Source organism: Nocardia flavorosea NBRC 108225, assembly GCF_001613385.1.
Lineage (GTDB): Bacteria > Actinomycetota > Actinomycetes > Mycobacteriales > Mycobacteriaceae > Nocardia > Nocardia flavorosea.
Genome location: NZ_BDCG01000023.1, coordinates 150,841 through 164,587 on the forward strand (window position 1 = coordinate 150,841; position 13,747 = coordinate 164,587).

General features: G+C 67.7%; 12 protein-coding genes and 2 riboswitches. Of the genes, 7 read left to right on the forward strand and 5 right to left on the reverse strand.

The annotated features are described in order from the left end of the window. Window positions 1-14: 14 nt before the first annotated feature. Both NFL01S_RS30005 and NFL01S_RS30010 read right to left on the reverse strand, forming a co-directional pair. Window positions 15-698 (reverse strand): biliverdin-producing heme oxygenase, encoded by a 684-nt coding sequence (locus NFL01S_RS30005; protein ID WP_062979677.1) that lies wholly within the window; start codon window positions 696-698, stop codon window positions 15-17. 136 nt (window positions 699-834) lie between these two features. Further along, entirely contained in the window at window positions 835-2,919 is a 2,085-nt protein-coding gene (locus NFL01S_RS30010) for a threonine/serine exporter family protein (protein ID WP_084493375.1), read from the reverse strand. Window positions 2,920-3,267: 348 nt separating this feature from the next. Here NFL01S_RS30010 and NFL01S_RS30015 point away from each other — a divergent pair, with 348 nt between their 5' ends. Continuing rightward, on the forward strand, window positions 3,268-5,199 hold the full coding sequence (locus NFL01S_RS30015; protein ID WP_062979678.1) for an acyl-CoA dehydrogenase family protein: 1,932 nt from the start codon (window positions 3,268-3,270) through the stop codon (window positions 5,197-5,199). 325 nt (window positions 5,200-5,524) lie between these two features. On the opposite strand, the gene NFL01S_RS30020 is transcribed toward NFL01S_RS30015, so the two are convergent. From NFL01S_RS30020 to NFL01S_RS30030, 3 genes are all read right to left on the reverse strand, one after another. Further along, window positions 5,525-6,292, reverse strand: a complete 768-nt coding sequence (locus tag NFL01S_RS30020) for a phosphatase PAP2 family protein (protein ID WP_245670953.1) — start codon at window positions 6,290-6,292, stop codon at window positions 5,525-5,527. 139 nt (window positions 6,293-6,431) lie between these two features. Beyond that, window positions 6,432-7,322, reverse strand: a complete 891-nt coding sequence (locus tag NFL01S_RS30025; protein WP_062979679.1) for a hypothetical protein — start codon at window positions 7,320-7,322, stop codon at window positions 6,432-6,434. A 64-nt stretch (window positions 7,323-7,386) separates the two neighbouring features. Then, complete coding sequence (locus NFL01S_RS30030; protein ID WP_174555736.1) at window positions 7,387-8,745, reverse strand: DUF2252 domain-containing protein; 1,359 nt, start codon at window positions 8,743-8,745, stop codon at window positions 7,387-7,389. Window positions 8,746-9,395: 650 nt separating this feature from the next. On the opposite strand from NFL01S_RS30030, the gene NFL01S_RS30035 reads away from it, so the two are divergent. The 6 genes from NFL01S_RS30035 to NFL01S_RS30060 all read left to right on the forward strand — a co-directional run bounded on the left by NFL01S_RS30035 (window position 9,396) and on the right by NFL01S_RS30060 (window position 13,397). Next, window positions 9,396-10,028, forward strand: coding sequence for a CDP-alcohol phosphatidyltransferase family protein (locus NFL01S_RS30035; protein WP_062979739.1), 633 nt, complete (start codon window positions 9,396-9,398; stop codon window positions 10,026-10,028). Window positions 10,029-10,070: 42 nt separating this feature from the next. Then, on the forward strand, window positions 10,071-10,469 hold the full coding sequence (gene gcvH / locus NFL01S_RS30040; RefSeq protein WP_062979680.1) for a glycine cleavage system protein GcvH: 399 nt from the start codon (window positions 10,071-10,073) through the stop codon (window positions 10,467-10,469). A gap of 150 nt (window positions 10,470-10,619) precedes the next feature. Continuing rightward, window positions 10,620-11,105, forward strand: coding sequence for an oxoglutarate dehydrogenase inhibitor Odhl (odhI, locus tag NFL01S_RS30045; RefSeq protein WP_030520553.1), 486 nt, complete (start codon window positions 10,620-10,622; stop codon window positions 11,103-11,105). Between the two features lie 62 nt (window positions 11,106-11,167). Further along, window positions 11,168-11,971, forward strand: a complete 804-nt coding sequence (gene ftsR, locus NFL01S_RS30050; RefSeq protein WP_062979681.1) for a transcriptional regulator FtsR — start codon at window positions 11,168-11,170, stop codon at window positions 11,969-11,971. 198 nt (window positions 11,972-12,169) lie between these two features. After that, window positions 12,170-12,643, forward strand: coding sequence for a bifunctional nuclease family protein (locus NFL01S_RS30055; protein ID WP_062979740.1), 474 nt, complete (start codon window positions 12,170-12,172; stop codon window positions 12,641-12,643). A gap of 175 nt (window positions 12,644-12,818) precedes the next feature. Then, window positions 12,819-13,397, forward strand: coding sequence for a MerR family transcriptional regulator (locus tag NFL01S_RS30060; RefSeq protein WP_062979682.1), 579 nt, complete (start codon window positions 12,819-12,821; stop codon window positions 13,395-13,397). A 102-nt stretch (window positions 13,398-13,499) separates the two neighbouring features. Next, window positions 13,500-13,599: riboswitch (glycine riboswitch) on the forward strand. A gap of 4 nt (window positions 13,600-13,603) precedes the next feature. After that, window positions 13,604-13,700: riboswitch (glycine riboswitch) on the forward strand. Window positions 13,701-13,747: the final 47 nt, after the last annotated feature.

Consider the following 13,747-nt stretch of genomic DNA (forward strand, 5'->3'; position numbering starts at 1 on the left):
TGCCCGGCCGGGGTTCAGCCGGGTCGCCCGGCTGCGAATTCGCCGGCCAGTTCGGTGAACACCGCGCGATTCAACACGAAGGCCTGCTTACCCTCGTCCAGAATGCGGCGCTGTTCGAGTTCGTCGGCGCCGATACGGTCGAGCAGGGCGCGGTATTCCCGTTTGAACGCCGCCGGATTACCGATGCCGTCGAAAACGTAGAAGCGCACGCCATCCCCGCGATGCGGCAGATCCCAGAGCTTTTCGGCATGCCCGCGGATCACCTGCCCGCCGGACAGGTCGCCCAGATACCGCGTGTAGTGGTGCGCGATATAGCCACCCGGCCAGGTGCGGGCGCATTCCTCGATCCGCGCGGCGTAGGTGGCGGTGGCGGGTAGCGGGTTCAGCTGTGCGCGCCAGCCCGGCCCGGCCAGATGCGCCAGATCGCGTTCCAGCTCCGCCGTACGCGCGAGTTCCGGTTTGATGAACGGGCCCGCCACCGGGTCGGCGGCGAGGGCGTCGGTGTGCTCCTCCAGCGCCTGGTAGATGAACCAGAGCTGCGCGGTGTAGCGGCAGTAGGACTCGATGCCGAGTACTCCGGCGAGCATCTCGGTGATGAAGGTCGAATTCTCCGCTTCCTCGTGTTCGCGCGCGGTGGCCTCCCGGATGCGCGTGGAGAAGGGGGCGGCCGGGTCGGCGGTTTCGGTGGTCTCCGGCATACATCAAACCCTTCCTGCGAACAGGGCGGCCGATCGCCGCACCATCACGCGGCCGCCGGTGGCGTGGCAGGTCACCACGCCACCGACAGCCGGCAACCCGACGATACCGGGCGCACACCACCTGTGGGGATGTCCGTCAGCCGGCGTCGGAACGCCGGGACGCCGGTAGCGGCTCGGTCGGGACCGGGCCTGATTCGCCGGCACCCACACCCACCGGCTCGGCCGCGGCGCCGACGCCGACGGGCTCGGGCGGCGAGAACGGTATCGCCGCGGTGGGCAGCATATCCTCGGCCATGCCCAGTGCCGCGGTGGGCAGGGCCAGCAGATCGGCGGGCAGCACCGGCATCTCACGCATCTCCGGCGCCGCGGCCGTGCCCGCGGTATCGGGCCCGGCCGGCGGCTGCGCCGATACGGCCGAACTCAACGGCGCCGGATCCAGGTCGCGGGTCCAGACGTGGTGATCCACTCCGGAGACCGTGGCCCGCCCACGCCCGGACGGCACCGGCGGTTGCGGAGCGGTGACCCGCGGCGCCTGCGGTGCGACCGGGCGGGGTGCCTGCGGTAATTGTCCAGCGGCCGGGAATCCCACCGGCATATCCGGTGAAGCCATCACTGCGGCGGGTGCGGCGCCCAGTACCGGACCGTGCGCGCGACCCGACGCGGTGGCCCGCCGCTTGCCGAGGTTCACCGAGTACAGGCGTTTGGCCAGATGCACCGACGGCAGCCGTTTGCGCGTGACCACCGGGCGCCGCAGGGCGCCGAACTTGCGCAGGATCGGCGGGCGGCGCACGGTCCGGTCGAACCATTCGCCGAGGGTCACCCCACCGGCCAGCGCGCAGCCGATACCGAACGCGGCCAGCAGCTGGTCCGCGCCGCGGGTGATCTCGTCGTTGAGCATGCCGTACAGCCCGCGGTAGATGCTCAGGCCGGGCAGCAGCGGGGTGATACCGGCGAGCGCTACGACCAGCGGCGGCGTCAGCGCCCGCCGGGCGAGCAGACCACCGACCATACCGATCACCACGGCCGCCGCACCTGCGGCGAACACCGGACCGAATCCGGCCGCCATCACCAGCAGATAGCAGATGGTGCCCATGGCGCCGCCGCCGGCGGCCGCGGCGAGTGCCCGTTTCTCCGCGTAGCAGGCGAGGCAGAAGGCCAGTGCCGCGGTGGCTCCGGCCAGGACCTGTACCGGCAGATTGGTCAGCGCGTGGCTGGGGCCGAGATCCAGGGGCACCGTCGCGTCGAACGCCTCGCCGATTCGCAGAGTGATCGCGATACCGGCGATGATTCCACCCGTCATCATCAGCAGTTCGAGCATCCGCGCGCCCGCGGTGATCGGGGCCCCGGTGATCGCGTCCTGTACCGAGCCCACCAGGCTCAGCCCACTCAGCAGCACCGTGATCCCGGCCGCGATGATCAGCGTCGGACTCACCGAGATACCCAGCGGTTCGGCCACGGCGGCGAGTACCACCGCCGGTGTTGCCGCAATGGCACCGCCCACCAGATGCTGGAAGAAGAACGGCAGCCCGTACCGATTGAGTGTGCGGTTGGTCCGGTCGATCAGGGCGGTGGTGATGAAGCTCAGTGCGACGACGAGAACGCCGCCGCCGAGGAGCAGCGAGATTGCCGCGGCCATCAGCGACCAGCCGAAGGTTGCCGTCCACCGCTTGTACGGGTGCGGTGCCGAGGTGATGGCGTCCAGGGCCGCGCGTGCCTCATGCGGCGGCACGATCTCGCGACGGATCCGGCGGGTGAGCCGGTCCACCGCCGCGAGCCGGGTGAAGTCCAGCGAGCGGTACTGCACCACCCGCATGGAACTGACCGGCGGCAGCCGCCGGCCGCGATGCACCGAGATGCGGATGGCGTTGTAGGTGACCTCGACATCGCACTCCGACAGGCCATAGGTGGCGACGATGAAGCGCACCGTGGTCTCGGTATCGGTAACGGCGGAGCCGGAGGCCAGCACCACTTCGCCCATCCGAATGGCCAGATCCATGACTTCGGCCACCGTGGCGTCGTCGGTGAGATCGATCGGCTGCAGCGGAGCGGGTGCGGAGACGATCGTATCGGCGGTGGCGGGGCGGTCGGCGACCAGCTTCTTGATGGCACCGGTGATCACAGGCAAACGCAGGGGAGTACGCCGATGCTCGGCATACCCCGACGGGTCCGGAGAGATCTGTGGTGGAGAGGTCGCTCCTTCCAGGAATCCTTGCGCAGCCATAGCCGCGAAGGTAGTGGCCGAAGGGGGCTCTTTTCCACCGGAAAATAGGTCGGATGAATGTGATCTTTGTTACGTGCCGGTTTATTTGCGGTTTCAAATGGAAAAAGGGACGCGTTTGCCCAGCTCGGCGCGGTCTCATCTGTGCGTCGGCCGCCGCCGGGGCCGCGTTACGTACTCCGCGCCGATACGCCCGGCGCATAGCTCCGGCCGCGGTACGGACTCCGGCCGGCCTCGCCCGGTCCTGCGGGCATACCCGCGCACACCGCGACCATGTACGCCCGTCGACACCGCGACCGTGTGCGGTTTGTCGCCGGGCTTCGCCCCACCACGGCCGTTAGGGTCGAAGGCATGAGCACCGGCAGCACTGCGACAGCACAACAGTTACGGCAGGCACTGGACGGACCGTGGAGCGAAGTCCGGGAAGAAGCCCGCACCCAGCTCGCGGACGGGCGGTTCGCCGGTGACCCCGATCTGGACCTCCCCGCCGCCCGCGCCCGGGTACTGGAACAGATGCGCGAGATAGCGAAACTCGGCCTCGCCGATCGCGGGTTCCGGCGTGAGCACGGCGGCACGAGCGAGCCCGGCGCCGCCGTGGTCGGATTGGAGATGCTCGCCTACGCGGATCTCTCACTGTGGGTGAAATCCGGGGTGCAGTGGGGTCTGTTCGGAGGCGCCGTGGAGAACCTGGGCACCGAACGGCACACCGAGTACATCCGGCGCCTGATCACGCTGGACCTGCTCGGCTGTTTCGCGATGACCGAATCCGGGCACGGCAGCGACGTCGCGAATCTGGAAACCACCGCCACCTACGACCCGGCCACCGAAGAGTTCGTGATCCACACCCCGACCCCCTCGGCGCGCAAGGACTATATCGGCGGCGCCGCCGAACACGCACGGATGGCAGCGGTGTTCGCGCAGTTGCGGACACCGGCGGGTGAACACGGGGTGCACTGCCTGCTGGTCCCGATCCGGGACGAACAAGGCAACGACCTGCCCGGTGTCACCACCTCCGACTGCGGCCGCAAAGGTGGCCTGGCGGGCGTGGACAACGGCCGGATCGTCTTCGACCAGGTGCGGATACCGCGGGAGAATCTGCTCAACCGCTACGGCGAGGTCGCCCCGGACGGCACCTACAGTTCCGATATCGACAATCCCAGCCGCCGTTTCTTCACCACTCTCGGCACCCTGGTGCGCGGCCGGGTCAGTGTGGGTGGCGCCGCGGCCGCCGGGGCCCGGGTGGCCTTGAGTATCGCGCTGCGCTATGCACTGAAACGCCGTCAGTTCGGCAATCCCGACGACGGCGGCGAAACTCTGCTGCTGGACTACCGGATGCATCAGCGCCGCCTGCTCCCATTGCTGGCCCGCTCGTACGCGCTGGCCTTCGCGCAGAACGATCTGGTCCGCCGGATGCATCTGGTGCAGACCGGTCAGGATATCGACCCGCATTCGCAGCGTGCCCTCGAGAAGCGGGCCGCGGGGCTGAAGGTGGCGCAGACGCGGCATGCGACCCGCGCCATCCAGGAATGCCGGGAGGCCTGCGGCGGTGCCGGCTATCTCACCGAGAACCGCCTGGTCACACTGAAGGCCGATACCGATGTGTTCACCACCTTCGAGGGTGACAATGTGGTGCTCACCCAGCTGGTCGCCAAGGAGATCCTCACCGCTTACGCCGACGAGGTGCGCGACCTCGACGCCCTCGGCTGGGTCCGCTTCGCCGCGACCATGGCCGGTGATGTGGTGCGCAAACGTTCCGGCGTGCGCCAGCTGATCCAGACCCTGCGCGACCGCAGCGGTGAAACCGTCGATGAGGGCGATCTCGGTAAACGCGCCACTCAGCTGCAGTTGTTCGCCGACCGCGAGGACTACCTCACCCGTACCGCCGCCCACCGGCTGCGCGCCCGGGCCGAGGAAACCGGGCCCTTCGAGGCATTCAACAATGCGCAGGACCATATCCTCGCGGCCGGGTCCGCCCATATCGATCGGCTGGTACTCGAGGCGTTCATCGAGGGGATCGCCGATATCGAGGACGAGCAGGCTCGCGCGCTGGCCGAAACCGTCTGCGATCTCTACGTGTACTCCGTGCTGGAGGAGAACTCCGCCTGGTTCATCATGCACCGTTTCATCTCGGTCGAACGGGCGAAGGCCATCCGGCGCGGTGTGAACGAACTGGTCGACCGCCTCCGCCCGGAGGCCCTCACCCTGGTGGAAGCACTCGGTGTCCCCGAATCGATGCTGAACGCTGCCATGCTGGACGACGCCAGCGTCTACGAACGGCAATAGCGGGGCGCCGACCGTGCGGGCAGCCGGGCCCGTCTCCGATATGTACGCCGGCCATTGCGCCGATCGGTGCATACGGTTCGACCACTACGGCGGGCCCGGATCCCGTTGTCCGTGCCCGGCAGTCCAGTGGGTCACGCATAGCGGTGGCCCCGTCGCCCGGCGGAAACCCAGCGGCGAAGCTCGGCGCCGCCGGGTACGAGACGAAGGCGGGTACCCCGGGTATGACAGCTGAACCCAGCAGGTCATGGGTGTGTACGGTCGCGGGTGTCGCGCTGGGCGCCGCGGTCAGGGATGAACCGGATGGTGCGGTGCCGCGACATAGGGGTCAGCGCGGGCGCGGCCCGAAAGTGCGGCGGAGGCACACCGAGACCCAGTAGAGGGCGATGGTCAGCGAGATCCCTGCGGCTGCCCCGCCGATGATATCGGTGGCGTGGTGGTAGTCGAGCGCGATCATGCCGGCCCCGCCCGCACACCAGACGGCCGTGGCGAGCGCGACGATCACCGCCCGGGCCCGCGCGGAGCGCAGCAACAGGACCAATGCTGTGATCACCGAGACGAGATGCACGGTATGGCCGCTCGGATACGCGAGATAGTCGTGCAGCGGCCGCCCCCACCAGGGTTTCAGCGCCCAGGTGTTGACCGCCACCGCGAGCTCCGGCGCCAGGACGACGGTTGCCGCCTCCCACCACCGGCGTTGCCAGGTGAACCACAGCGCGCTACCGCAGAGCAGCGCGAGTACGACTCCCGTGTTGGTCGCCAGCGCGAGGACCTCGGCCACCCAGGGCCGCGGATCCAGCCGTGGGTCCACACGCGACCCGATCGCCAGATCGAAGGTGGTGGGCCCGCCGCCTGGCGGGAACGACCAGGGTAACGCCGCCGCCACCGTCGCTGCGGTCGCCGCGACGACTCCGGTGCCGAGAGGGCCGGCGGCCTGCGGTATCGAGGCGGTAACCAGGTGCGGGCCCGGCGCTCGATCCCGGTGGGCGGGGGGCAGGTGCGCCGGTGGCCCCGGGCGAGTCGGGGCCGGGCGGTGATCGTCTCCGGTAGGCCGATCCGCGGGACACGGGTTCGGCGCGCCGGATGTGGTGCTCACCAGCCGACCATATCCATCGCGGGCGGCCACGGGGTAATCCGTCGTGCGGCGACGGCTCGGCGCAGCGATGTACGGGCGGCTCGGTCCGGTCGTGCCGATACGTCCGCTGTGGTCTGCCGGCTCACCGATTTCCTGCGGCTCAGCCGGGCCCGTAGGTCACGAAGGCCGTGATCACGAACCACAGGACCCATGCCACCGCGACGAAGATTCCGAGCGCGTAGAGCGCGCGCATAACGGCCCGGCCGAAATCGATATCGCCGGTCTCTCTGGGATACAGCAGCCACGGGCTGTACCAGGGTGCGCGGAACCGGCGTGCGCCCGCGAGCCGTTCCATCTCGGCCAGATCCTCGGCGTACTGCTCCGCCTCCGCCTGGGCGGGACTGCCGTGCCACCGCGTGACATCGATCGGGCCGAGGAAACCCTCGTCGATCAGTAGCTGGGGTGCGGGGAGGTACGCCAGGATTCCCAGACCGCGGAATGCGGCGGCCACGTCGTTGGCGGTCCAGCGGTGCGATTCGCGTTCGGCGAGGACACCGAAATAGTGCCGCAGTCGTTCGGGATCGTTGCCGACGATCACATCGAAACTCGGGTCTTGCACTTTCTGATCGATCTGCACCGGGACAGGCTGGAACGGCACGATCAACGCGACACCGTGCACCATGCGCTGCCCGAGCCCGCGCGCGGCCAGCCAGTTCTGCATTGCGAAAGTGTGTTCGCGGGACCGTTCCAGCAGCGAGCGGTCGTCGGCGGCCTCCAAGTCCGCGCGAACCCCGTTGAGCGTCGACCTGCCGGTGAGCGGAACGTGCAGAGTGCCACCCTGATCGCTGCGCAGGCCCGCCACATCGATGACAACGCAGCTCGTGGGTGTCCACACCACGGCATCGAAGTGGTGGATCTCGTTGTCGTACCGCAGATCGCAGTTGAGGATCGCCACTCCGTGTGGACTGTCGACCGTGCCCCAGCCGCTGAGCCAATCGATGAGGGACCGCTCGGCAAAACTGTCGGTGCCGTCCTGAACCTGCACGAGCATGGTGACCGCCCTTCGCGTCCGAACCGGGACTCCTGCGGCGCCGAGCGCGGCGCACTTCTCGAAACTACCGGTCCGGCTCCTCCGCCGGAAGTTTCCCCGCCCGAACGGCGGCGGCGAGTCCGTCGTGATCGGCTTCCGTGCGATCGGCGTAGCGCACCGCGAAATCGGCCACGGCTCCGTCGAAGTCGGCGTTTTCGCCGAGGTAGCCGTGGATCAACCGGGGATCGAGGGAACGGGCGTGGGCGCGCGCCAGCAGGGCACCGGCGAGCCGGCCGTAATCGTCGAGATCGTGCGGTTCGAGTTCTTCCGGCGCTATTCCGCCCTTGAGATTGCGGAACTGGCGGACGATGAACGGCAGTTCCCGGTTGCCGCCGCCGGGCTGTGGAATCGCCATGGTGGTCCAGCCGAGAAGGATATCGGTTTCCGTCTGAACCAGCCTGGCACCCTGGACAATTCGCTTGCCTTCGTGTTTCGGTGCGGCGATCCCGAGTACCGATGCCAAGGCCGAAGGCGCGGCCTGTTTGAGCTGCAATACCAGTACTTCACCCGAATTGCCGTGCAACAGAGCGACATAGCTGTGCATACCGACGCTACCGGTGCCGACGATCCGGAACGCGATATCGGCGACGGCGAACCGCCCCAGCAGTCCCTGCCGGGATTCGCGCAGACTCGACCCGTAACGTTCCAGTGCATCGATGGCCGCGTCCTCCACCTCCTGTGCCACGGTGGTCAGGATCGGCGGATCGCTGACGAAACGATGACTTTCGATACCCGTTTCGTGATCGTCGATATGTGTCCATTTGCGGACGACTCTCTCGCTGGTGTTCTTACGCGCCTTCTTGGCGGCCTTCTTGAAGTTGTCCAGCAGATCGTCGGCTTCGACGCGATCCAGAATCGATTCGTCGGCCAGGGCCGACCATGAGGTCAGGAACGGCCGCTGCGCCAGCGCCGCGGCGGTGCGCCGGTAACTGCGCGCGGCATCGGCAGCGGCGGTACGGCATTCGTCCTCGTTTGCGCCGCCGACCCGCCCGGCCAGGACCAGACTCGCTGCCAGCCGTTCCAGGTCCCATTCCCATGGTCCCGGTACGGTTTCGTCGAAATCGTTGATATCCATGACGATTTCGCCCCGCGAGGTGCCGTACAGGCCGAAGTTGCCCGCATGTGCGTCACCGCAGAGTTGGGCGTGGAACCCGGTATCCGGACTACCCGCCAGGTCGAGGGCCATCAGACCGGCCGCGCCCCGGTAGAACGCGAACGGCGACGCCAGCATCCGGCCGATCCGTAACGGGACCAGATGTTCGAGCCGGCCCTTGTTGGTCGCCTCGACGAATTCGACGATCGACGGCCGGCCCTCGGTGCGGATCGCGCGATCCCGTGCGGTAAGCGACACCCGGTCGCGGACCGCGCGGCCACGGGCCAGCATGTCCTCGGCGGGGATATACGAGCGCAAGGGGATCCGACTGTTCGACACCGGGTAACCGTACCCACGGTGATCGTGGTCCGCGCCGGGATCACAGCGAGGTTTCGGTACGCCGTACCCGTTCGTGCTCGTGCCGGCGCAGAATCGAGTGGTTCCGGCAGGTGCGGGCTGCTCGGTCTCGATCCCGGTGCGCACTCGCCGTGCTGCTCGGTCAGGTCGTGGCCCCGTCACGGTGAGCCTCTGCGGTGTTGTCCAGAGCCGCCGCCGGGCGTGCCGCGGTCCGGTGAGCACAGCTCGGCCGGGCTCGGTGTAGGTCACCGCCGGTCCGGCAGCCCCGGCGCCGCGTCCGGGCGAGAACCTGGATGTGGCCGGAAGCATCACCCGAATGCCGCATCCGACATGCCGTTCACGCGCGGCAGTGAGACCGGAAGGCCGATCCGGAACGAACCGCGCCGGCCCGACATGATCTTTCTCTCACTCATACCGGGGGTACCGAGTGTTCGACGCTCGTTACGTCTCCGCGACCCGCGCGGGGGTCGTGCTGGCCTCTGTGGAGGTCGTGCGGTAAGCACTGGCATGTGACGAGTGATTCGGGAACCGGCGGATCCGAGACCACGGCCGCGGGCCGGCGATCCGGCGGTGCCCTCGCGGCGGTGCTGTCGGATCGGCTGCTCACCGTCCCCAATGTGCTGAGCCTGCTGCGGTTGATCGGTGTTCCGGTCTTCCTCTGGTTGCTGCTGGTGGAGCGGGCCGACGGCTGGGCGTTCACCCTGCTGATCCTCAGCGGGCTGACGGATTTCCTGGACGGCAAACTCGCCCGGTTGCTCGACCAGTCGTCGCGGCTGGGGGCCCTGCTGGACCCGTTCGTCGACCGGCTCTACCTGGTGACCACCCTCGCCGCATTCGTCGCCCGCGGTCTCATCCCCTGGTGGGTGGCAGCACTGCTCATCGGCCGCGATCTGGTGCTCACACTCACGCTCCCGGTGTACCGCCGCCGCGACCTCGACCCGCCCGAGGTCATCTATCTGGGGAAGGCCGCCACGTTCGCGCTCATGTCGGCTTTGCCCTGGATGCTGGCCGGAGAGATGGACTGGGTAGGCGACGGCTTCGGGCGCGCCTTCGGTGGGGCACTGCTCATCTGGGGTACTGCGGTCTATGTCTGGACCGGCCTGTTGTATCTCGGCCGCGCGATCGCCGTCGCGCGACGGGTGCCCCGGACCGCGGACCGCCCCGGCGGCGGCCCGGGTCGGGATACCGGCGCGGCGAACCCCGGCGGGCTCGCATAGAGTTGCTGCATCGTGCACGACGACACGAGGAAAGGACACCACGTGAACGGGGCTCCGGAGGACCTGCGCTACACCACCGAACACGAATGGGTGCGTCGGATCGAGCCCACCCGGGTCCGGGTGGGAATCACCGATTACGCGCAGTCGCAACTCGGTGACGTCGTGTTCGTTCAGTTGCCCGAAACCGGTGCCGCCGTTGCCGCCGGGGACGGTATCGGCGAGGTCGAATCGACCAAGAGCGTTTCCGACATCTACGCTCCCCTGAGCGCGAAAGTTGTTGCGGTGAACCAGGAACTGGAGGCGAAGCCGGAAACGCTGAACACCGATCCCTACGGTGGCGGGTGGTTGTTCGAACTCGAGGTGGACAGTGCTTCGGCACTGGACTCGAGGCTCGGTGAACTGCTCGATGCCGCAGGTTATCAAGGAGTTATCGGGGGCTGATCCAGCCTTCCCGGTTCTACCTGCACGGGCACGGCCCGGCAGGGTACGGTCAATGCCAACGGATGTGCCGCCCGGAGTCGGGGCCGCCGAGCCACGTCGCACCGCGGCATCTGCCTGCATGGTTTATGAGGTTCGAGGAGGAGAGAAACGGTGAGCGAGAACAAAGACCCGGGTTACGGGGAGACCGCGGCCGAGACGACGTCGGTCTTCCGCGCGGATTTCCTGAACGAGGTCGACGCATCGCGCTCCGGCGAGCCGACCGGCGAACAGCCGGTGCAGGGTGTCGAAGGTCTTCCGGTCGGCGCGGCGCTGCTGGTGGTCAAACGTGGCCCGAACGCGGGTTCGCGGTTCCTGCTGGATCAGCCGACCACCTCGGCCGGCCGCCATCCCGACAGCGATATCTTCCTCGACGATGTCACCGTCAGCCGCCGTCACGCCGAGTTCCGGCAAGATGAGGATTCCTTCCAGGTCGTGGATGTGGGCAGCCTGAACGGCACCTACGTCAACCGGGAGCCGGTGGACTCCTCGGAACTGCAGAACGGTGACGAGGTGCAGATCGGGAAGTTCCGGCTGGTGTTCCTCACCGGTCCGCGGACGCAGGAGGCCGGTTCGGCCGCCGGGGCCGGTAGTTTGTGAACAAGTGATGATCGGTGCGCCGATCCGGGTGATCGGCGCTTCGGCATGAAAGACTCGAAGTCATGACAGGCGCGGCGCAGCAGTGGGCGCACGGAGGGATGTCGATCGGCTCCGTGCTCGATCTGCTGCGGCCCGAGTTTCCGGATATCACCATCTCCAAGATCCGTTTCCTGGAAGCGGAGGGGTTGATACGCCCGGAACGCACCCCCTCGGGTTACCGCCGATTCTCGGTGGCCGATTGCGAGCGGCTCCGGTTCGTGCTGACCGCCCAGCGTGATCAGTACCTGCCGCTGAAGGTGATCAAGGAACAACTCGAGGCAATCGACAGCGGGGCCGCGACCCTCGGGGTCCGTGAGGCCCGTGCGCGGGCGCGCACCGTCCGTCCGGATGCGGGGCAGGATATGGCGGACGAGGGCGCGACGACACCGCGGCCGCCGCGCCGGTTGGCGGTTCAGCCCGGCCGGATCACCGCCGACGAGCTCGAATTCGATCACGAGATCCGGGTGACGCGCGAGGATCTGCTCGAACAGGCCGGTATCGATGAGAAATTTCTCACCGATCTGATCCGGGCGAATCTCATCACTCCCGGCCCCGCCGGTTTCTTCGACGCCGATGCGGTGACCTTGGCCACTACGGCCAAGGCGATGGCCGAATTCGGTTTGGAGGCCCGGCATCTGCGGGCGTTCAAACTCGCTGCGGACCGGGAGGCCGCGCTGGTCGCGCAGATCGCCGCACCGATCGCGAAAAGTCGCGATGCGGGCGCCCGCGCCCGCGCCGAGGAGACCGTGCGGGAACTCGCCGCACTGTCGCTCACCTTGCATGCGAGCCTCGTGAAGGCCTCGGTGCGCAATTCACTGGGCGGCTGAATCGCCCGTGCCTATATCGCCACCACGACGGTATAGGCCTGACCTGCGGCGAGATCGCCGGCGCCGACGCCGGTGGCAACACACCGATTCCGGTGTCCGTGTGCCATCGCGGCGGCGCCCGGAATTCGCCTAGACTCGTGGTACGGCGAGCCCTGCATCGGCGAGGGCGGGCGGCCGGGGAGTATGGGAGGCAGTGCGATGAGCGAAATGCGCGTGATCGGCATCCGGGTCGAGCAGCCACAGAACCAGCCCGTCCTGCTGCTGCGGGAGGCCGGCGGCGAGCGGTATCTGCCCATCTGGATAGGGCAGGCGGAGGCCACGGCGATCGTGCTCGAGCAGGAGGGGGTCACCCCGGTCCGGCCGCTCACCCACGATCTGATCAAGATTTTGATCGCCGATCTGGGGCACACTCTCGAAGAGGTTCATATCGTGGATCTCAAAGAAGGAACCTTCTACGCGGATCTGGTGTTCGAGAACGAGGTGCGGATATCGGCGCGCCCCTCCGATTCGGTGGCCATCGCGTTGCGCGTCGGCTGCCCGATCTATGCGGCGGAATCCGTGCTCGAGGAAGCCGGTCTGGTGATGCCCGACGAACGCGAGGACGAAGTCGAAAAGTTCAAGGAGTTCCTCGAGTCGGTATCCCCGGACGATTTCAAAGCGACCGACAGTTGAGTTTCCCGATTATTTTCTAGACCTCAACTACAGGTCGAGACTGTTACCGCGCGTCGTGTTTGGATCGGCACCTCTGCGGCCGAGAGAATGGGAAGAGTAGCCTCGTATTCGACGCCGGGCCGTCGGGTATGGGCACAGATCGGCGGAGCAAGGGAGTAGTTCAGTGGCAGAGCATATGCGGGATATGCGGTCGGAAGTCGGCCCGCCTCGGCGCTACGAAATACAACCCGGTTTGTTCCCCGACGATTCGGTCCCCGACGACCTGGTCGGATACCGGGTTCCCACGGCGTGCCAGGTCGCCGGTATCACCTACCGGCAATTGGACTACTGGGCGCGGACCGGGCTGGTCAAACCCTCCATTCGCAGCGCGGCCGGATCGGGTAGTCAGCGGCTGTATTCCTTCAAGGACATCCTGGTCCTGAAAATCGTGAAACGTCTGCTCGATGCCGGTATTTCGCTGCAGAACATCCGTATCGCGGTCGATCATCTGCGCAGCCGCGGGGTACAGGATCTGGCGAATATCACGCTGTTCTCCGACGGCACCTCGGTCTACGAGTGCACCTCACCGGAAGAGGTCGTCGATTTACTGCAGGGCGGCCAAGGCGTATTCGGCATCGCGGTCAACAGTGCGATGCGCGAGCTCACCGGAGCGATCGCGGCTTTTCCCGCGGAACGCGCGGCGGAGGCCACGGAGCGGCCCGAAGACGAATTGTCCTACCGGCGCAAAGCGCGCATGACCCGCAAAACCGGGTAGCAGTTCCGCGGCTGCGGTGCCGGCGGGCAGCGGTACGGCACCGGGACACCTTCCGGGTGCGTTGCCGCTCGGTTCGGCCGCCGGGCTAAGATATCGAGGCGCCGTAGCCGTACGGGAGAGCCCCGGGTCCGCTGAGGGTCCGGGCGCCGAAGGAGCAGCACCTCCCCGTCAATCTCTCAGGCACCAGGACCGTACGGGAACCGGCGCCTCTGGAAAGTGGTGGCTGCGGGCCACCCGCCCAAGGTGAAAGGCGATCCGGCCCCCTGGCCCGGCCGCCGAAGCTCTCAGGCGCCGCGACAGAGGGGGAGGGCCCTGTGTCGGCCGTACGGCCGGCCGTCCTACCAGGGAGT